The sequence below is a fragment of the Mucilaginibacter sp. UR6-1 genome, from assembly GCF_020880975.1.
Taxonomy (GTDB): Bacteria; Bacteroidota; Bacteroidia; order Sphingobacteriales; family Sphingobacteriaceae; genus Mucilaginibacter.
Map to the genome: position 1 here is coordinate 172,536 of NZ_JAJIWP010000004.1, position 18,744 is coordinate 191,279.

The following is an 18,744-nucleotide window of genomic DNA, read 5'->3' on the forward strand; positions in this document are numbered from 1 at the left end:
GGTTAAAACATTAGATTTGAATAATGTTTGCCCCTTTTAAATTTTGCTTGCTGATTGATGACAATTACATTGATAATTTTGTCACGAGCCGGATTTTGGAGTCGGCTAACTTTGCCGAAAAGATAGAGGTTTACCAATCTCCATCTGAAGCCATTGACGCGTTGCGCGATGGTAAAGTAAAACCTGACGTGATATTTTTGGATATACGTATGCCTTTAATGAGCGGGTTTGAGTTTTTGCAGGAGTATGATAAACTGACTATTGATAAAGACAATATCAAGATGTACATGCTTTCCTCATCGCTTGACCCAACGGATATCCGCAAATCATCTGATAATAAATACATAACACAATTTATTCATAAGCCGCTTACCTTCCAGGTACTCGAGGATATTTGTACATGATATTAGTTGCTGATAGCGGTTCTTCAAAAACGGATTGGCTATTGTCTATTCCGGGTTCGGAACCAAAACCATTTAAAACCGACGGATTAAATCCATACTTTTTATCGGAGAAAGAGATCGTAAAGATCATTCAAACCCAGGCAGCAGATTTGCTGACCTATGCTGCCGATGTTAAGGAAGTTTACTTTTTTGGCGCCGGCTGCTCAAGTCCGGACAGGCACGAGATCGTATCAAACGCCCTGAGCCAACTGTTTACCGATGCTTTTGTAAGTGTTGACAGCGACTTGCTTGGCTCGGCATATGCTACCTGCGGGCACGAAAAAGGCTTGTGCTGTGTATTGGGCACCGGCTCAAATATCTCCTTTTTTGATGGCACCGATATACATGAAGGCCAGCACGGCCTTGGCTTTGTACTGGGCGACGAAGGCTCGGGTACGGCATTTGGCAAAGCACTGGTAACTGATTATTTGTACGGTAATATGCCTGCTGACATACAGGCACAGTTTAAAGAAAAGTATAAGCTTACCAAAGAGATCGTTATAAAAAACGTATACCGTATGCCAAAGGCTAACTCGTACCTGGCATCATTCACCAGATTTTTATATCAGGTGCGCCAAAGCGAATACGCACAAGCACTTATTAAGCGTTTACTGTATGATTTTATTGAAACCAACATTAAGCCATACCCACAGCACCATCGCTACAAATGCCACTTTGTAGGCTCAATAGCCTATGTATTTGCTGACGAATTGAAAGCGCTGCTTACCGATAACAATATTAAACCGGGCAAGATCATCAGGCAACCTATTAATGACCTGCTTGAATTTGTACTTAACCGCGAGCAGAAGCCCGATTAATTCGCTTTCTTAATTTCAGGTTAAACACCACATAAAATATCCCGATTATCGTTAGTATGCTTGCTGCCTTGGGCAAATAATCGCCGAAGCGGGTGTAAACTGTCAGGTCGGAGTTCAGGTTTATATCCTGCTTAATGGCCGCCTGTACCCACCAGCCGGTGTGCTGTACCACATCGCCACGCTGGTTAATGAATGCGGATATGCCAGTATTGGCCGACCGTGCTACCCAACGCCTGGTTTCAATGGCGCGCAGCTTGGCGTAATCCAGGTGCTGATCCTTACCCGATGTGTTTTCCCACCAGCCATCATTAGTAATTATGGCGATGAACTGCGCCCCCTTTTTTACGGATTGCGCCACATATTCTCCCCAGATAGATTCATAACAGATCACCGGGTCAACCCCTATACCGCTTTGTGAGTAGAAAACACCTGCCTCTGCCTGTTTACCATAGCCGCCGGTACTGCCGCCCAGGTGCTCAAACACAGGCTTTAAAAACGACAGGTAATCGCCAAATGGCAACTCCTCTGCCCCCGGTACCAGTTTTGATTTATGGTAGGTTTGCACCTCGGCCGAGTTTTCAATATTCAGCGCTGTATTAAAGCTATCGTAAAACAGCTTGCCGCTTGGGTCTGCCGGGCGCGCCGAGGTTGTTTTGCGGGTGCTATACAGCTTATAGGTTTCGGCACCGGTGAGTACATTGCCATTTTTGTACTTGCTGATGAATTGCTGCACTTGCTCAAACTGCCCATTGCGCCTTATGGCATCTTCATCCATATCTGCTGACAGGGCGGTTTCGGGCCATATAAAAAATTCGGTATTGGGTTGTGCCAGCGAGTCGGAAAGATGGGTCAATATCCTTAATTGTTCGGTATGCGGAATACTGCCTGATTTTCCGTAAGGATCAATATTAGGCTGAACCACCACGATATTTGACGGGTTTGGCTGCTCCTCATAACTATAATACTGGTAGAAGGATAAACACAATGGCAATATAACAACGGCTGCTAATACGCCGCTAAGTTTCATACGGGCTGTACGCTTCATATTTTCGGCAAGGCCGATATAGATCAGAAATACAAGAATATTTACCGCCCATATCCAGATAGTGCCGCCATAAACGCCGGTATATTCATACCACTGTATCCAGCTATGCGATACGGCGAAACCATTGCCAAGGGTCATCCACGGAAAGTTCAGGTCCCAGTTTTGGTGCAGGTATTCATAGCCCATCCAAAATATAACCAAACCTGCCAGCGCACGCCAGCGCTCAGTTTTTAACCTTAACCGGTAATACATCCAGCAAGCAAGTGACATCAGCAGCGGGCCTAATGAAAAAGGCACAAGGCTAATAAATATTGCGGCCACCGTACCTGCATCTTTTAATGAATTATATACCCAGTAAATGGACAGCGTGTTCCATATAAAAAAACCGGCGAAGGTGGTCCAGTATACCTTTTTACCTTTATTGGTGGTGGCTGACTGGATAATATTTTCCATAGCCAGCAACATGGGCACAAAGCCAACAAACAGTAAAAATGTAGTGTATGATGTAGGCGGCCAGGCTATCCAAAGTAACAGGCCCGATAAAATGGATAGGAGTATGTTTTTTTTCATTGAATTGCTGCTGGCAGGGTTAGCTTATAATTTACCGGACGATAAAACTTCGTTATTTAAAGGTACGAGGCAATCCTTGGGCGACTTGCTTAAATAATGTCCTAAAGAGATTGCTTCGTACCTCGCAATGACGCTTATGTATGATTTTATTTTTCTGTCATTTCGAGCTATAACGAGAAATCTGCCGGCGTTATACCTAAGCGACGAGATTTCTCTTCGTACCTCGTTCGAAATGACAAGGAGCTTTTTATTGTTCTTCCTCACAATCTGTCATTTCGAGTGATAGCGAGAAATCTGCCAGCGTTCATAACTAAGCGACGAGATTTCTCCTCGTTCCTCGTTCGAAATGACAGGGAGTTTTTTATTGTTCTTCCTCACAATCTGTCATTTCGAGTGATAGCGAGAAATCTGCCGGCGTTATAACTAAGCGACGAAATTTCTCCTCGTACCTCGTTCGAAATGACAAGGAGCATTTTCAAGTCCTCCCCCTCGGGGAGGACTTAGGTGGGGTATTATTCCTTCCCCTTAACACATATTACAAACTCACCTTTTACGGTATGCGTTTCAAAGTGCGTTTTCACTTCGGTAACAGTACCTCGTACCGTTTCCTCGAACATCTTAGTCAACTCGCGCGATATGGAGATCTGCCTGTCGGCACCAAAATGCAGCGCCATTTCATCAAGCGTTTTTATTAAACGGTGCGGCGACTCATACAGTATAATGGTGCGCTCTTCGTCCGCTAAAAATTTATACCGGGTTTGGCGGCCTTTTTTTAACGGCAAAAAACCTTCAAAGCAAAACCTGTCGGTAGGGAAGCCCGAATTAACCAGCGCGGGCACAAATGCTGTAGCACCGGGCAGGCATTCAACGGCAATTTCATTTTTTAAAGCCTCACGCACCAAGTAAAATCCGGGATCAGATATAGCGGGTGTACCCGCATCCGAGATCAGGGCGATGTTTTTACCTTCCTTTAAAAACCTGATGATCTCATTAGATGACTGATGCTCATTATGCTGATGGTGGGCAAAAACCTTTTGGTGTATATCAAAATGCTTGAGCATGGGTGCCGAAGTTCGGGTATCTTCGGCAAGCAGCAGGTCGGCTTCTTTTAGCACGCGCAAAGCCCGGAGGGTTATATCCTCCAGGTTACCAATAGGTGTGGGTACTAAATAAAGCTTGCCTGCCATATTAACTACGCAGGCTTAGCCTGCTATATTATGGTAAACGGCCTGTACGTCGTCGTCCTCCTCCAGCTTATCAACTATTTTCAGGGCTTCAACCGCCTGTTCTTCGGTCACGTCAACAGTGGTAACAGGTATACGCTCTAATTTGGCCGATTTTACTTCGATGCCCAACTCTTCAAGGGCTTTCTGCATCTTGCCAAAATCCTCAAAAGCGGTATGTATTACGGCAATATCTTTACCCTCTTCATCAGCCTCCACAAACAAATCTTCCAAACCGGCATCTATCAATTCAAACTCCAGTTCTTCAAGGTCGCGGTCGCCAGGCTCAAAGGTGAATACCGATTTACGGCTGAATACAAAATCAAGCGAACCTGTTTTACCCAGCGTGCCGCCAAATTTGGTAAAGTAACTGCGTACGTTAGCAACGGTACGGTTGGTATTGTCGGTAGCGGTTTCAACCAGTATGGCAATGCCGTGCGGGGCGTAACCCTCGTACACCAGCTCATCATAATCCTTTTCATCACGGCTTGATGCGCGTTTAATGGCCGCTTCAACCCTATCCTTTGGCATGTTAACCGCTTTGGCATTTTGCACGGCGGTACGCAGGCGCGAGTTGGTTTCAACATTAGGGCCACCGGCCTTAACTGCCATCACTATCTCTTTACCCAAACGGGTAAACTGCACCGCCATTTTAGCCCAGCGCTTAAATTTTCTCTCTTTACGGAATTCAAATGCTCTTCCCATAGTGTATATAAAAGCCTGCTGTTATACAGGAGTTTTTTGCGTGCAAATATAGTTATTTATGTGGGTTTGTATATAACAACAAAGCCCCGGGCGCGATGCCGGGGCTTTGCCAAAAATCGATCAAAATTAGAAACGGTATGAAACAGAGAGGCGGTAGTTACGCGGCGCCTCTGTTTGCCAGTAGTAGGCATTTAGCCAACTGTAGTATGAACCACTGTACAGGTATTTGTTAGCTACGTTAAACACGTTGCCGCTGATACGCATTTTGCTACCTTCCCAAAACAGGCCGGCATCAATCTTAAAGTAATCAGGCAGGCGTACGGTTGATGGGCTCCAGGTATCGGTAGCGCGATCAAGTAAACCGGTAAAACCGGCAGATATACCCGAACCTTTTAACGGCCCGCTTTGCAGTTTATAGTTTAACCAGCCGTTGATAGTATGTTTTGAATAGCCCGGTACCACATCGCCAACTTTTACTGAACCATCGGTAACATCGCCAACACTGGTTACCTTTGAATCGGTTAAGGCGTAGTTAGCGGTCAGGGTTAAGCCCGGCAGTATCTCTCCACGTAAATCAAACTCGATACCTTTTGCACGGCGCTGACCCAACAACATGCTTTGAGGATTAGCCGGGGTGCTATTAGCCGTAGCGGTTGCCTCGTTATTTTTGGTGATCTGGTAAATAGCGAAGGTGGTATTCCACTGGCCGCCAAACCAATCGCGTTTAATACCAAATTCAATATTATTACCGGTGATAGGTTTTACACTACCTCCGTTAATCAGCCTTGCTGCCGCCTGTGGTGTAAAAGCCTGATCATATAAACCATAAAATGAGGTTTGCTTATCAACAGAAACGCTTAAACCTAAACGGGGAGTTACTTTTTTAGAGCTGATAGGATCGCCACCAAATGAGCTTTGCTTAACGTAAGTATATCTACCGGCGATGGTAAGGCGGATCATATTTTCCAAAAAGCCTAACTCATCCTGTGCATAAAAACCGGCATATTGCTGATCCTGTGTACCACCGGCATTTATAGCGCGGGCTTCAAGGCCAAGCGTACGATCCCAAACCGGGTAGCCATTTGAGGGAGTACCATAGTTTGGATCGGTACTTATAAATGGATCTGCTTCGGTGTCAAGCGCGTGGCTTTGTCCCCAGTCGGCAAAGTATTTTTTAGTACCAACATCAATACCGCCCAATATACGATGACGAACGGCTCCTGTAGTTATATCACCTGTCAAAGTTCCGCGGGCCATGGTCATTTCGCTTTTAGCATCCCATATACCTACACTGCGCACCACGGTATCGCCACGTACTGATGAAGGCCATAATGATGAGCCTTTTTGCTGGTAGTTAAAGTATGACGCTTCGGCAGAGAACGTCCATTTATCGCTCAGTTTATGGTCCAGTTTCAAAAAGGCGCTATGATCATTGATATTGGTAAGCGGTAAACCGGGCTGATATTGTGTAAAGCCAACAGGATATTTAGCATACTCGCTGCCAAACACATAATATGATCCTACGTCGCTCATACGGGCATTTTGATAGGTATATTCAAATGTTAGCTTGGTATTGTCATCAAACTGGTATGATACCACCGGCGCTATGCTAAAGCGGTTATTCTCTTCAAACTCGCGGTGTGTACCTTTTTTCTGCCCGGCAACATTTAACCGGTACAGGAATTTACCGTCTTTGCTCAATTTGCCATCCAGATCAAGCGTAGCGCGGTACAAGCCGAAGCTGCCGCCGGTTAAGCTGAACTCACCTTTGGTTTGACCGGTAGGCTTTTTGGTTACCACGTTGTACAAACCAGCCGGATCGCCGTTTGATACCATAAAACCTGCCGGGCCTTTTACAAACTCAATATGGTCAACAAAGCTCATATCCTCAGTAAGCGGGCCCCAGTATGAATTTACTACGTTAAAACCATTACGGAAAGCCTGTATTTGCGAACCACGCATAGTGATATTGGTATACAGATCGCCCCAGTGCTCTAAACGCACGGCACCGCTCACGTTACGGATCAAACCATCGCTCATGCTGATGATCTGCTGATCGCGAATGGCGGTATTTGATACGATCTGGATGTTTTGCGCAGCCTCAAGTACGGGTTCATTTAAACGTAATGATTGCGAAGGATTATCGATCTTGATCTTATTGTTTTTTTCTTTGATCTCTACCTCCTGCAACTGTGCGTTGTTAATGTCAAGTACAAAGTTTTCGGTGCTGTTTTCACCAGCCTTGATAACAATTTCTTTTTCCTGTTTACCAAGATTGATGGCGGATACCACAAGGGTATAAGTACCCGGCCTTAAACGGCCAATACGAAACTGACCTTTATCATTGGTCATGTTACCGTTGCTGTGGTCCTTAACACCAACAGACACATAAACTGCCGGACTCCCATCGCGGGTAGTTACCGTACCACTCACACTGCCAAATTGCTGCTGGGCAAATGCCTGCGCAAAGGCAAGTAAGATTGTAATTAGGGTAAAAAGTTTTTTCATTTTTATTTGGAATGAGTCTAAATCAGCCGCAAAGAAAAGTAAATATCATCAGACTGTCAATATCTATTTAGAAATAATCTAAATAAACGCACTTCAAATTATCAAAATCTGAGTATTTATATTAAACCTTATGATAATCAGCCTGTCATAAACGTTAATGTATCATCAAAGCCTATGAAAAAACTGATGAAGCACGTATCCGCCGGGATATTGCCTATAATAGGCATCCTGGTGCTAACGGCCTTTTTTGCTGCAAAGGATGCATACACCGTCAAGTTTCCGTTTGCAAGTGCCGGGCTCAGCAAACAGCAGGCTGCCGCGCATTTATTAAGCAGGTTTAGTTATGGCGCTACCCCCGGGCAGATTGACGAGGTGGCTAACGAAGGCCTCGAAAAATGGTTTACCGCACAACTTAACGCTTCCTTGCCTGATGACTCTTTAAACCAAACGCTTAAAGCTTACAATGCCCTGGAGTTAAGCAATGCTGAGGTAGTTAAGCAATATCCAAAAAACGGGCAGTTGATACGGATGGCTGTTAAAGATGGTGCCGTTAACAAGGACTCCGTAAAAACGGACCGCAAAAAATACCAGGCAGCGATTGACGAGTATATGAAAAAGAACGGCCTGAAGCCCGAACGGGAGCTTTTCAGGGAGTTTATCAATCAAAAGATATTGCGAGCCGCCTACAGCAGCAACCAGTTACAGGAGGTAATGACCTCGTTTTGGTTCAACCACTTTAACGTATCCATAAACAAAGGCAACTGCGCACAATTTATACCGGCTTACGAGCGTGATGTGATAAGGCCGAACGCGCTGGGCAAATTTAGTACCCTTTTATTAGCTACCGCAAAAGCACCGGCCATGCTTTATTACCTCGATAATTTTAGCAGTGTGGGCGAAAAGGCAAGCGGCATGACTAACCAGCGCCCAAAGCGCATGAGCAGCGATACTGCGATGATGATGGCTCCGCCAAAAAAGAAAAATACCCGCGGCCTGAACGAGAACTATGCCCGCGAAGTTATGGAACTACATACGCTGGGTGTTGATGGCGGTTACACACAACACGATGTTACCGAAGCGGCACGTGTACTTACCGGATGGACGATCTACCCCCTGGGGCAATATGCCGATCAGGCTAAAAAAGGCGTTACCGGTTTAAGTGCGGAACAATTACAAAAACGCGGCTACGTACACGATGGCGATTTTTTATTTGCCGCCAACCGGCATGATGGCGGTACAAAAACAGTGTTAGGCAAGCAATTTAAACCTAATGGCTACCAGGAAGGTGTTGAACTGCTTAACATGCTGGCCCATCATCCGTCAACCGCAAAATTTATTTCGCGCAAGCTGGCCATACGTTTTGTAAGCGATGCCCCGCCGCAAACATTGATCGATAAAATGGCCAAAACCTTTTTGAGTACCGATGGCGATATTAAACAAGTATTGATAACCATGGTTAACTCACGTGAGTTTTGGGACAAGGATGCCGTACGCGAAAAAACAAAGTCGCCGTTTGAACTGGCCATAGGCGCTGTGCGCGGGCTTGATGCCACAATAACCCAACCGTACCAGTTATATAACTGGATAAATAAAATGGGCGAAAAGGTATACTATTACCAGGCACCAACCGGCTTCCCTGATAAGGGGCAGTTTTGGATTAACACCGGTTCGCTGCTTAGCCGTATGAATTTTGGGCTGGCTTTAACATCAGGCCGTATACCCGGCGTAAAGGTAAACCTTAAAGCGTTGAACAACAACCACGAGCCCGAAAGCACCAAAGCCGCGCTGGCTATTTACTGTAAGCTGATATTGCCCGGGCGCGACCCGGCAGCAACCATAAAACGGCTCACGCCATTACTTAACGACCCCGAACTTGTTGAAAAAGTAAACAACGCTTCTGCTAAAGTAGCACCTAAGGCAACCGACGCGCTTACCGGTGCCGACAGCACCATACGCCGTGAAACTAAAAAACAAAACGGGGAGGCTATGCAGGCAGGCAATGGCAACAGCGCCATGCTGGCACAGGTTGCAGGTATAATTATAGGTTCGCCGGAATACCAAAGGCGATAATTTTTGGGAGGAATAAAAATGCTTACACGCAGAGGATTTTTAAAAGCAGGCGGACTATCGCTTTTTGGTGTTGGCCTGATGGGCGGCATACCGGCATTTATTGCCGAAGCGGCGGCCGGTGAAAAGCAATCGCCACTATATAAAAATAAGAAAACGCTGGTGTGCATTTTTCAGCGCGGGGCGATGGACGGGCTGATGGCTGTTACCCCGTTTACCGATGAGTATCTGAAAAAGGCCAGACCTAACCTGTTCATGTCGGCAGCCCGAAGCGTCGGTAACGGCTCGCTGATTGATCTTGACGGCCACTTTGGCCTGCACCCGGCCATGAAGAGTTTTGAACGTGCCTTTCTGGATAAGCAATTAGCCATAGTACATGGCATAGGTTCGCCCAATACCACCCGTTCGCATTTTGACGCGCAGGATTATATGGAATCAGGCACGCCGTTCAGCAAAAGCACATCAAGCGGCTGGTTAAACCGTGCCGCGGGCTTGCTGGGGCATGATGCAGCTACGCCTTTTACCGCCGTGAGCCTTACTTCGGCCATGCCACGCTCGTTTTATGGGGATAATCCGGCCTTAGCCATCAGTAGCCTACAGGATTTTGCCATACAGATGCGCGGCAACCCCGCCGGAGCAAACCTGGCTGCGAAAAGTTTTGAGGATCTGTACGATCAAACCGCATCGGGCTTGCTGCAACAAACCGGACGCGAAAGTTTTGAAGCGGTGAAAATGCTTCAAAAAACAGATGTGCGCAATTACAAACCGGCCAATGGGGTGGCTTATCCTAATTCAGCATTAGGTAATTCGCTTAAACAAATCGCGCAGCTAATAAAAATGAATGTAGGCTTGGAAATAGCCTTTGCCGAATCAAATGGTTGGGACACGCATTTTAACCAAGGCACAGCCAACGGCATTTTTGCCCGTAATGTTACCGACCTGAGCGAAAGTATTATGGCATTTTGGAATGATTTGGCCGCCTTGCAGGACGATGTGCTGGTGATGAGCATGACCGAGTTTGGCCGCACCGTACACGAGAATGGCACAGGTGGCACCGATCATGGCCGTGCATCATGCAACTTTATTTTAGGCAACGATGTTGCCGGCGGCAAGGTACACGGTAAAGTAGATACGCTCGCAGTTGAGAACCTGGAAGATGGCCGCGACCTCGCCGTTACAACCGACTTCCGCAGCGTATTCAGCGAAGTAGCCGATAAGCATCTGCTGCTAAAAAATGATAGGATACTTTTCCCTGACTGGAAAGGCAGCCGCATTGGGGTGATGAATGCGTAACCGCCTTTCATCATCATGATAAAAACTTACTTTTTTGCAAAACCCGCCGCTAATGTATTAAGCTGAGCCGGACTTAATGTTTTATTACCATTGCTGATCACAACACGGTATTTAAACGTCACCGATTCACCTTTTTTAAGCGTCAGGTTCTTTTCTGACTTGCCGTTGGTAAACACCTTTTCGCCAAGCGGGTTGGCTGAGAACAAACCGTAACCACGCGCATGCCAAAAGGTTGGGTAATTAATGTTTTTAGGATGATCAATTATACTTACACTTACCGAGTCGGCACCGATCTTGCCGAACATTTTGCACCACACTGCGCGGGTGCTCCAGGCCGCATCACCGGTTTTGCCTTCACTGGTTAAATAATTGCCGGTAGGTAGCTTATCAGTGCCACCTTTTACAACGGTTTCAATTCCTTTATCGTCGGTAAATTTTTGGTCTTCGGTGGTGGGTATCTGTAATTCATGGGTAACGCGCAGGGCAAGCAAACCATCCTTGGCATCCTTGAACCGGGCATCCTGTACAGCGGTCAATGTAGTAATCCGGTCTATCACCCGTTGATCGGCCATACCGCTAAATTCAAACGTAGTGGTTTCTTCAGCAATTACTTCTTTAGCCTGGTTAGTCCAGTTGGCATGGTAAACCAGTACACCTGTTTTGCCGCTTTGGGTTTTGATGATCTTATCGGTACGTATCCAGCCGTATTGATTTTTTCGCGAAGCAGGTATAGCGTAGCTGTTGTTCCAGAAATCGAGCCCGTTCAAATTCTCAAAATTAAACCATAGCCCAACATGATGCGGATGATCATTCGGGTCGCCTTCCCGCTTACTTAGCGGAAAACTACGGGTAACCACCAGTCCATCGGCTGTATGTAACGGGTAAAGCACCGGTTTTTCCAGCGTATCCGGATATAAAAAGCTGGTAAAAGGCTTACCGTTAATTTTAATATCAACCTTATTGCCGGTTGCCGCTTTTACAACGCTTACCTGCTGGTTCTGCGCCATAACCGTTACCGAAAAAAGCACCGCGCCAATACTTAGCGCTGCCGTTTTGATCGCTCCCATAGTTTTCCGTGATGTCAAGATGTATTTGTTAAGATTTAAATACTTTGCCGTTAGCCATCACCTCCTGCTTAGCCTCATCAAACGTGGCTTTTGAGCCGGTATGTGCCGCAGCGGTGGTCATTATGTTGGCTATGGAGTGGCTGTAACCTGCCTCAACCGGGGCATTTGGCTGCTTGCGGCTGCGCACACACTCCATCCAGTTACGGATGTGGTTTGAGGTCAATATGTCGCCGCCCGTATTGGCCGATGCAACTACCTTTTCGCTGCTTTTCAAATCCATATCGGGCAGCAAGTTGGCTTTCATGCCCATGGCAGCGGCCATTTTTTCGGTAAGGCCACCTTTAGGCGATATTTTGTTGGTAATGAGGTTAAGCTCGCCACCGTTAGAGTAATAGATCTCGGCCGGATTTTCGTCGCCATTGTGCATTCGCGAGCCGAAGGTTACCTGGAAACCTTTCGATGCATCATCCAGCGGGCCATAATCAAACACCGCCATCAGCGTATCCCAATTGCTTCGGCCATCTTTCCACTGGTAAATACCACCGTTAGCCACCACGCTGCGCGGATGCTTTAAGCCGGTAAACCAGTGCACGGTATCAATCTGGTGGCTCATCCACTGCCCGGGCAGGCCTGATGAATATGGCCAGAACAGGCGATATTCCAGGTATTTACGCGGATCGAACGCCTCGTAAGGCCTGTTCATCAAAAAGCGCTTCCAATCGGTATCAGTTTCATTTAGCTGGCTTAACAGTTCCGGGCGGCGCCAGCGGCCGGGCTGGTTCACATTCCAGGTAAGTTCAACCATCGTAATCGGCCCAAACTTACCCGAGCGGATAAACTCGTTGGCTGCATGGTAATTAGTACCGCTGCGGCGCTGCGATCCTATCTGTACTATCTTACCACTTTCCTTAACGGCTTTAAGGGCGGCACGGTTATCCTCCATAGTTTCGGCAAAGGGTTTTTCAACATACGCATCGCAACCGGCCTTTACGGCTTCAATGGTATGGCGGGCATGCTGAAAATCGGCCGTGCTGATAAATACCGCGTCAACCACTTTGGCATTATACATCTCCTCGTTATTACGGTAAGCCTTTACATCGTTCTGCATTTTTTGCTTCCAGATGGCGGCACCTTCATCACGGCGCTTGTTCCATATGTCTGACACGGCAACCACCTCAAAGTTAAGCTCCTTGTAATGGTTCATGAAAGCCGGGATATGCGAGCTTCGGTGCCTGTCGGCAAAGCCGACTACGCCAACCCGAACACGATCATTAGCGCCAATAATACGTTTATAGCTTTTGGCAGACCATGCCGTGTTGCTGAGTAATATACCGGCACCGGCCACTGATGCCTGCCTGATAAAGGTACGACGAGATTTTTCCATAGATTAGGACTAAGTATATAGATTAAATATTGGTTAAAAGCGCTAATAGATAGCGGCTATATTCAAATATCAGTTAAATTAATAAAAAAGCCACAACCGCTATAAAAATATTACAAGAGTGGTTAGTGACCTGCGGACTGATACCGATTGCCGTTTTTGGTTATTGTTAATTTTTAATTGCCAAAAATGTGAGTGGATTTGTGAGTAACCTCTGTTTATTCGTTTGCCTTGGTAACGGTTTTTGTTTCGTTACCAAAAGTATCTGTTGAAATTTTTATAGTTTTTACAGGTTGACCATTTTGGGTAACGGTGATTATTTTATTATCAAAAATATCCTTTGACGTTTGGATTGATGTTCCATCAGTATATCTTGTAGTTTTATCTCCAAACACATTAACTTCTTTTAATAAGGAATAGGCTTGGGTTGATTGCCCATCAGGCGTGGTGGTCTTTTTCGTGGTATTACCAAAGCTGTTTGTTTTAATTTCAGTTACGCTGTTATCACTCTCGGTTACAGTTACAATCTTATCACCAAAAATATTGGTTGATTTTTTAACTGAAGACCCATCATTGTAAGTAGTAATAGTATCACCAAACACGTTTACATTGGTTGATATAGTGCGGATTTGCGCATTAGCGGTACACAGTCCGTTAACAAAAAGCAACAGCAATAGAAAGAGTCTTTTTATGGTCATAGGTTGAGTGTTATTTAGCATTGACAAGAAATAATACAAAGAGTTTAACACCTACGCGCATAAAAAAAGCCACTTGCTGTCTGCAAGTAGCTTTACACAAAGCGTCGGGATGAGAGGATTCGAACCTCCGACCTCCAGCACCCCATGCTGGCGCGATACCGGGCTACGCTACATCCCGAAGATTGGAAAAACCTTCAAACTGTCTTTGTAATCGTTTATCTACCAGTCAGATAATACAATCAGAGCTTGGTGATCGAAATGATTAATTACTTAGTTAATTTAGCTGATAGAGATTGGTAGTACACAAAGTCGTACACAGCTAAAGTGCAAATATAAATTTTGGTATTGAGTTTCGAAATGTTGTTTTAAACTATCTTGATAGTATTTCAAAGTTCCTACTTTCATAAGCGTTTAATGTTTTAAGTGAATAATAATTATAAAGCCCTTACAGGTTTTAAATAGAACTAAAAGCAAGGAGGAACGAAATAAATGTAGGGCTGTGGAGAGGTTGTGTTTATGTCGTAGTTCCTTGCCTTGTGTTCTGAATAAGCCCTAACTTTGCGGCTATAATTATTCTTCACTAATTCCAATTAATAATCATGATTTTTTCTAATATCTACTTTATAGAGGTAAGTAATTTTTGTGATTTCAATTGAGTTGAAAATTCTATTTTCAAAGAACAAACTTGTTCCAGAAATGGTGCTTTGTGCGGAGTAGCGTGGGTTTATGCTGGAAGCTCTTGTATGCTATAGCAGCTATGAGCGCAGCTTTGCTGAATAATTATACACTTCACTTCCTTCTTAATTCTTAATTCAGAAATATTCAATTTATTTACTTTATAGCAATTTAATTTCGTTAGTCAATGTTACTTATAGTCTTTGGCGTATAGTCTACATTCTATCATCTTTACAAGATGGAAATCAGATCCAAGGTTGGCAATAGAATTAAGGAAATACGTGAAAATAATGGCATTTCCCAGAAAGATTTGTCTTATGCGGCAGACTTAGATAGAAGTTATATTGCGAGTGTTGAAAACGGTCAGCGAAATATCTCCATTGTCAATTTAGAAAAAATTTCCCAGGCATTTAAAATCACTTTAAGCGAATTATTTCAAGGAATATGAAGATAAAGATTCCTAATGCGCAAGTACAAGAGCTACTTTCAGGCAAGAAATATGACTATCTGAAATATGCCACTCAGATTATGAACTTGGCAAATCAAAATGCACAGGGAACGAGGCCAAAGGTTGTTGGACAAATGAGTGACCTTATTCAACAATTTGATGGGAGTTCACTCGCCGACTGGGAAAGATGGTATCTCGAAAGCTATCCTACCGCTATAGATGATGCTTCTGATAAAGTATGGGAAATGATTAAGGCTTTTCAGGAAAATATTCAAAAAATTGACAGGGATATAGTAAAGCAGTGGATTGAAGAACTTGTGATCGTAAAAACATTTGCAGGCTTAAAATTTCAACAGGCGATTTTAAAAGCTGTAGCGAATAACTATAACAAAGATTATAGATTAGCTACTCCTGAAGAAGAAAGCAAAGGCATTGATGGTGTTATTGGTAATTTGTCCGTAAGTATCAAGCCTGTTACTTATAAAGCCAAATTAGGATTAAATGAAGTAATTGACATACCCATTATTTTCTATGATAAAAGAAAAAGTGAGATCGTTGTAGAATTTGATTTACCCAACCTAAAAGATGAATAAAAAAGAAATAAAAGATGAAATTATCACCATTATACGAGAGGCTTCGCCTAACGACATAACGGCCGATCAGATTTATTTGAAATTAACTGAACGGGTTGATCCAGGCAGAACTCAAGAAACTATTAGAAAAACAATTAGGGAATTAGTTAACGCTAATTATAGCTTAATAGGAAGCAGTAGTAAAGGATACTTTTACATAAACTCGAAAGTTAAGCTTGAAGAAGCAATCAGTTATTTATTAAATAGAGTACCTTTTCTCGAACGCAGAGCTGATGCGCTAAGAAAGCTTTGGAACGAAGAAAATAATCAAGGCGGAAATGGATGAGTTTAAATTGCCTATTGACGTAAATAAATTCAGATCAACCAATCAAATGTGGAATGATCTGATGTTAAATGACCCTTGGTCTGTCGGTTATGTAACCAGTCTAATTGTGATCGAAGAATTTACAACTAAACAAGATTGGGAATCATTTTACTATAAAAGCGGAGAACTGCGAAACTCTCAAATTCAGCGTTTGAGTAATGAACAGCAGAAGTTAGTTAATGATGAGCAATTAGTCCTAAAAAATAAATTGAGGGTAAAACAGTTACCTTGGGATTTGAAAAACTTAAATCTTCACTTTGGAAGAACGGAAAATCAGTTACGTAAAAAAGGCGAGCTGTTATATGAAGCTGTAAAAAATAATGGTTACGCTTTAACATCTGAAGATTGCTTCCAAAGTGTACGCTTTCGCGTGATTGGTGAAACTTGGAACGGGGTGATTGTACGAGAAATAAATACCATTGCTACATTAAAACGTCTGTTACCGCAAGCTGACTTTAGGAAAGTTGACGGCGAATTTGATCATAAATATGCAGTCGATTATGAAGTATTTAAAGATAATAACTTAGTTTACGGTCTCCAAATCAAACCGGAATCATATACACGTAGCGCACCTTACATCAATAAAGCTCGCTTTGCAAATCAGCAGAAAAATCGACAATATAGCGCGGAGTTTGGAGTGCCGGTTTATGATATAATTGCTGGTAGTGGTGGAAACATCATCAACCAGGAAATTGTTAGAAATTTATAAGTTCCTGATTTGTAATCTTGTGTTTTTTAAGCGCAAAGTGTTCGCTTTTTGCTATTTCAGTATAACATGCCTCAAATCCTCCGTCTTTGAGTTTATCAACACTACTCAGGTACGATAATTTTATGCCTGTCTCCTGAGATGTCATAACTGGTAAGTTAAGGTGAGGGTTAAAGTGCTTAATTTCATTCTTTTTAGCATCATTACCGCGATTATATAAAAAAACCTTGTGCTGTTCAATGCGGTTTTGTATATACCTGTTTAATTGCGCAGGAGCCGCATTACTTACATTTTCGTCAACGATCTTTACAAAAGACGAATCAATCTCCACGCCTATACTATTTCTTTCCGATGCGATTGCAGCCAACGTAGTGGTTCCTGTTCCCAGAAAGGGATCTAACACGGTATCACCCTTAACCGAATACATATTAATTAATCGATAAGGCAATTCAAAAGGATAAGCAGCACTTCTATTTCTTGATTCAGCACTTTGTATCTTTTGCTTAGTACCTTTTAAGTCCCAAAGGTCAGAAAACCAAATATTTCTTTCTTCCCAGAAAAAAGCGCTTTCTCTTCTTTTTTCCTTTGCGTCATCTGTTTTAAATATCCGCTTACCACCTTTCCGGAAAATTAATATCCATTCATGTTCTAAAGTAACATAAGCACCTGCAGGGAGCATGCCTGAACCCATAAATTTATTGGGGGCATTGGTTTGCTTTCGCCAGATGATGTTAGGCATATTGGTAAAGCCAAGTTTAATAAATGAAGATACAATTCGTGAATGATTATTATACAAAGAGAAGTTTTCGTTTATAGTTCTTGTGGCATCACCAATATTTATGCAAGCAAATCCACCAGGAGCTAAAACCCGTTCAAGTTGCGTCCAAATCTTATCCAATTCCTGATGCATAAGTTCAAAACTTAAACTGCCATTGCTAACAGCTTGTGCATTGACTATTGCTTGATTTTGCTTACCCATGATTTCGTCCCACATTTCAATCATAGGATACGGTGGCGAAGTCACTATTAAATTAACAGTACGATCATTAATACTTTCAATTTGTTTATCCGCGGCTCCGACTAAAATCTTATGTTTTGTAACAGGAAAATTCATAATGTAAATGTACTAAAAGTTACTTAAAGTCAACACGGTTTTGGAAACCTATTTAATCTCCCAATCATTTTTTATGAATAGATGGTTTTATAAAAAAGTACAAATAACTACGAATACCGTAAATTATCGAAGCAGACTCACTGCTGGACAGACGCACTAAAAGGCAAGGTGGAGATAGAGTAATTGGGAGGCTCCTGAAGGGGATACCCAATTACGAGATACTATCTTGAACGAAGTAACCTGTGTGATGGATGGATCAGTTAACTTTGGGGAGAGAAATTACAATTGCTTTTCTTTCTTATAAAATTCAATTTGTCGTTTATTTAATGCGCCCTTTATGCGTTTAAACTGCGTGAGATTAAGGCTGAGAAGATGTTTTTTGTTTATATCTGATCTTATCTGAAAGCTAAAAAAGCGTTTATTAACATGTATACTTTCTTCCTCCAGGCGCATAAAAAAATAATTTAACACTCGAGCATTAACTTTATATTTTTGGAATTGAGTGAGGCAATACTTATCTAAATCTAATTTTCTGTGATTGCCTATTTTCTCGTCAGACCGGTGCTCCTCTAAGGCTAATAGGACATCATGAATATGCCGCTCTTTCAACTTATTTTTTAAATAGAATTCCTTTTCAGAATTATCAACTTCAAAGCCTTGCTCATCAACTACAGAGATATCAAATCTTGCAATACACTTACTACCTACCCATAATTCATTCTGAAGGGAATTAGAAATTTTATAGTGATATCGCAGCCCCTCCATTTCGCAAAGTTCACATGTACCATCTATACTATTATAATCAAGACTGTCACCTGTGAAAGACCATTCCAACACTGCTACATTGAAGTTGTTTTGCTCTTTTGAGAGAGGAAGCAAATTCTTTTTTGCATTATTTAGCCAAGCGCTCATAATTCAATAACTAAGGTAAACATACAATCATTCTGAATTCTAATTATAGATTCTAAATATGAGTAATACTACACGATGGTACGCATGTGCATACGGTAATTCCATTGTTTGATA

General features: G+C 43.2%; 17 protein-coding genes and 1 tRNA gene. 8 read left to right on the forward strand and 10 right to left on the reverse strand.

What is annotated here, in order from left to right:
- The first annotated feature begins 23 nt into the window (after positions 1–23).
- On the forward strand, positions 24–404 hold the full coding sequence (locus tag LJ707_RS16100) for a response regulator (protein ID WP_228952887.1): 381 nt from the start codon (positions 24–26) through the stop codon (positions 402–404).
- The gene (locus LJ707_RS16105; RefSeq protein WP_228952888.1) at positions 401–1,261 is read left to right on the forward strand and encodes an N-acetylglucosamine kinase; all 861 of its coding nucleotides are present in this window, start codon (positions 401–403) and stop codon (positions 1,259–1,261) included. The genes LJ707_RS16100 and LJ707_RS16105 overlap by 4 nt, the downstream gene beginning before the upstream one ends.
- Here LJ707_RS16105 and lnt read toward each other — a convergent pair.
- From lnt to LJ707_RS16125, 4 genes are all read right to left on the reverse strand, one after another.
- Positions 1,236–2,876 carry an apolipoprotein N-acyltransferase gene (gene lnt / locus LJ707_RS16110; protein WP_228952889.1) on the reverse strand — a complete coding sequence of 547 codons (1,641 nt, stop codon included), beginning with the start codon at positions 2,874–2,876 and terminating at the stop codon, positions 1,236–1,238. The two genes, LJ707_RS16105 and lnt, sit on opposite strands and share 26 nt — an antisense overlap.
- 512 nt (positions 2,877–3,388) lie before the next feature.
- Entirely contained in the window at positions 3,389–4,063 is a 675-nt protein-coding gene (rsmI, locus tag LJ707_RS16115) for a 16S rRNA (cytidine(1402)-2'-O)-methyltransferase (protein WP_228952890.1), read from the reverse strand.
- Positions 4,064–4,078: 15 nt separating this feature from the next.
- Positions 4,079–4,804, reverse strand: coding sequence for a YebC/PmpR family DNA-binding transcriptional regulator (locus LJ707_RS16120; RefSeq protein ID WP_228952891.1), 726 nt, complete (start codon positions 4,802–4,804; stop codon positions 4,079–4,081).
- Between the two features lie 126 nt (positions 4,805–4,930).
- Positions 4,931–7,312, reverse strand: coding sequence for a TonB-dependent receptor (locus LJ707_RS16125; protein WP_228952894.1), 2,382 nt, complete (start codon positions 7,310–7,312; stop codon positions 4,931–4,933).
- A 174-nt stretch (positions 7,313–7,486) separates the two neighbouring features.
- Between LJ707_RS16125 and LJ707_RS16130 the strand changes: the two genes are divergently transcribed.
- Complete coding sequence (locus tag LJ707_RS16130; protein ID WP_228952896.1) at positions 7,487–9,382, forward strand: DUF1800 domain-containing protein; 1,896 nt, start codon at positions 7,487–7,489, stop codon at positions 9,380–9,382.
- A gap of 18 nt (positions 9,383–9,400) precedes the next feature.
- Positions 9,401–10,672, forward strand: coding sequence for a DUF1501 domain-containing protein (locus LJ707_RS16135; protein ID WP_228952898.1), 1,272 nt, complete (start codon positions 9,401–9,403; stop codon positions 10,670–10,672).
- A 26-nt stretch (positions 10,673–10,698) separates the two neighbouring features.
- On the opposite strand, the gene LJ707_RS16140 is transcribed toward LJ707_RS16135, so the two are convergent.
- From LJ707_RS16140 to LJ707_RS16155, 4 genes are all read right to left on the reverse strand, one after another.
- Positions 10,699–11,757 (reverse strand): PmoA family protein, encoded by a 1,059-nt coding sequence (locus tag LJ707_RS16140; protein WP_228952900.1) that lies wholly within the window; start codon positions 11,755–11,757, stop codon positions 10,699–10,701.
- Between the two features lie 10 nt (positions 11,758–11,767).
- Positions 11,768–13,123, reverse strand: a complete 1,356-nt coding sequence (locus tag LJ707_RS16145; RefSeq protein ID WP_228952902.1) for a Gfo/Idh/MocA family protein — start codon at positions 13,121–13,123, stop codon at positions 11,768–11,770.
- A 215-nt stretch (positions 13,124–13,338) separates the two neighbouring features.
- The gene (locus tag LJ707_RS16150) at positions 13,339–13,818 is read right to left on the reverse strand and encodes a hypothetical protein (RefSeq protein WP_228952904.1); all 480 of its coding nucleotides are present in this window, start codon (positions 13,816–13,818) and stop codon (positions 13,339–13,341) included.
- A gap of 104 nt (positions 13,819–13,922) precedes the next feature.
- A tRNA-Pro gene (locus tag LJ707_RS16155) sits at positions 13,923–13,996 on the reverse strand.
- A 735-nt stretch (positions 13,997–14,731) separates the two neighbouring features.
- On the opposite strand from LJ707_RS16155, the gene LJ707_RS16160 reads away from it, so the two are divergent.
- Genes LJ707_RS16160 through LJ707_RS16175 form a run of 4 tightly spaced genes read left to right on the forward strand, consistent with a single transcriptional unit; the run spans position 14,732 to position 16,607 of the window.
- A complete protein-coding gene (locus tag LJ707_RS16160) occupies positions 14,732–14,941 on the forward strand; it encodes a helix-turn-helix domain-containing protein (protein WP_228952906.1) in 210 nt (69 codons plus the stop codon).
- Positions 14,938–15,534: an MjaI family restriction endonuclease gene (locus tag LJ707_RS16165; RefSeq protein ID WP_228952908.1), complete on the forward strand. Its 597-nt coding sequence runs from the start codon at positions 14,938–14,940 to the stop codon at positions 15,532–15,534. Before LJ707_RS16160 ends, LJ707_RS16165 begins: the two co-directional genes overlap by 4 nt.
- Entirely contained in the window at positions 15,527–15,859 is a 333-nt protein-coding gene (locus tag LJ707_RS16170) for a hypothetical protein (protein WP_228952909.1), read from the forward strand. The genes LJ707_RS16165 and LJ707_RS16170 overlap by 8 nt, the downstream gene beginning before the upstream one ends.
- The gene (locus tag LJ707_RS16175) at positions 15,852–16,607 is read left to right on the forward strand and encodes a hypothetical protein (protein ID WP_228952910.1); all 756 of its coding nucleotides are present in this window, start codon (positions 15,852–15,854) and stop codon (positions 16,605–16,607) included. The genes LJ707_RS16170 and LJ707_RS16175 overlap by 8 nt, the downstream gene beginning before the upstream one ends.
- Here the strand turns inward: LJ707_RS16175 and LJ707_RS16180 are convergent.
- A complete protein-coding gene (locus LJ707_RS16180) occupies positions 16,594–17,718 on the reverse strand; it encodes a site-specific DNA-methyltransferase (RefSeq protein WP_228952911.1) in 1,125 nt (374 codons plus the stop codon). The genes LJ707_RS16175 and LJ707_RS16180 overlap by 14 nt on opposite strands.
- A gap of 279 nt (positions 17,719–17,997) precedes the next feature.
- Entirely contained in the window at positions 17,998–18,630 is a 633-nt protein-coding gene (locus tag LJ707_RS16185) for a hypothetical protein (protein WP_228952912.1), read from the reverse strand.
- Positions 18,631–18,744: the final 114 nt, after the last annotated feature.

Bases quoted from the DNA above. Each gene is read 5' to 3' on its own strand.
- LJ707_RS16180 (WP_228952911.1), bottom strand. From the start codon at position 17,718: ATGAATTTTCCTGTTACAAAACATAAGATTTTAGTCGGAGCCGCGGAT.
- LJ707_RS16105 (WP_228952888.1), top strand. From the start codon at position 401: ATGATATTAGTTGCTGATAGCGGTTCTTCAAAAACGGATTGGCTATTG.
- LJ707_RS16160 (WP_228952906.1), top strand. From the start codon at position 14,732: ATGGAAATCAGATCCAAGGTTGGCAATAGAATTAAGGAAATACGTGAA.
- LJ707_RS16135 (WP_228952898.1), top strand. From the start codon at position 9,401: ATGCTTACACGCAGAGGATTTTTAAAAGCAGGCGGACTATCGCTTTTT.
- LJ707_RS16175 (WP_228952910.1), top strand. From the start codon at position 15,852: ATGGATGAGTTTAAATTGCCTATTGACGTAAATAAATTCAGATCAACC.
- LJ707_RS16120 (WP_228952891.1), bottom strand. From the start codon at position 4,804: ATGGGAAGAGCATTTGAATTCCGTAAAGAGAGAAAATTTAAGCGCTGG.
- LJ707_RS16185 (WP_228952912.1), bottom strand. From the start codon at position 18,630: ATGAGCGCTTGGCTAAATAATGCAAAAAAGAATTTGCTTCCTCTCTCA.
- LJ707_RS16150 (WP_228952904.1), bottom strand. From the start codon at position 13,818: ATGACCATAAAAAGACTCTTTCTATTGCTGTTGCTTTTTGTTAACGGA.
- LJ707_RS16100 (WP_228952887.1), top strand. From the start codon at position 24: ATGTTTGCCCCTTTTAAATTTTGCTTGCTGATTGATGACAATTACATT.
- lnt (WP_228952889.1), bottom strand. From the start codon at position 2,876: ATGAAAAAAAACATACTCCTATCCATTTTATCGGGCCTGTTACTTTGG.
- LJ707_RS16145 (WP_228952902.1), bottom strand. From the start codon at position 13,123: ATGGAAAAATCTCGTCGTACCTTTATCAGGCAGGCATCAGTGGCCGGT.
- LJ707_RS16125 (WP_228952894.1), bottom strand. From the start codon at position 7,312: ATGAAAAAACTTTTTACCCTAATTACAATCTTACTTGCCTTTGCGCAG.
- LJ707_RS16165 (WP_228952908.1), top strand. From the start codon at position 14,938: ATGAAGATAAAGATTCCTAATGCGCAAGTACAAGAGCTACTTTCAGGC.
- rsmI (WP_228952890.1), bottom strand. From the start codon at position 4,063: ATGGCAGGCAAGCTTTATTTAGTACCCACACCTATTGGTAACCTGGAG.
- LJ707_RS16130 (WP_228952896.1), top strand. From the start codon at position 7,487: ATGAAAAAACTGATGAAGCACGTATCCGCCGGGATATTGCCTATAATA.
- LJ707_RS16170 (WP_228952909.1), top strand. From the start codon at position 15,527: ATGAATAAAAAAGAAATAAAAGATGAAATTATCACCATTATACGAGAG.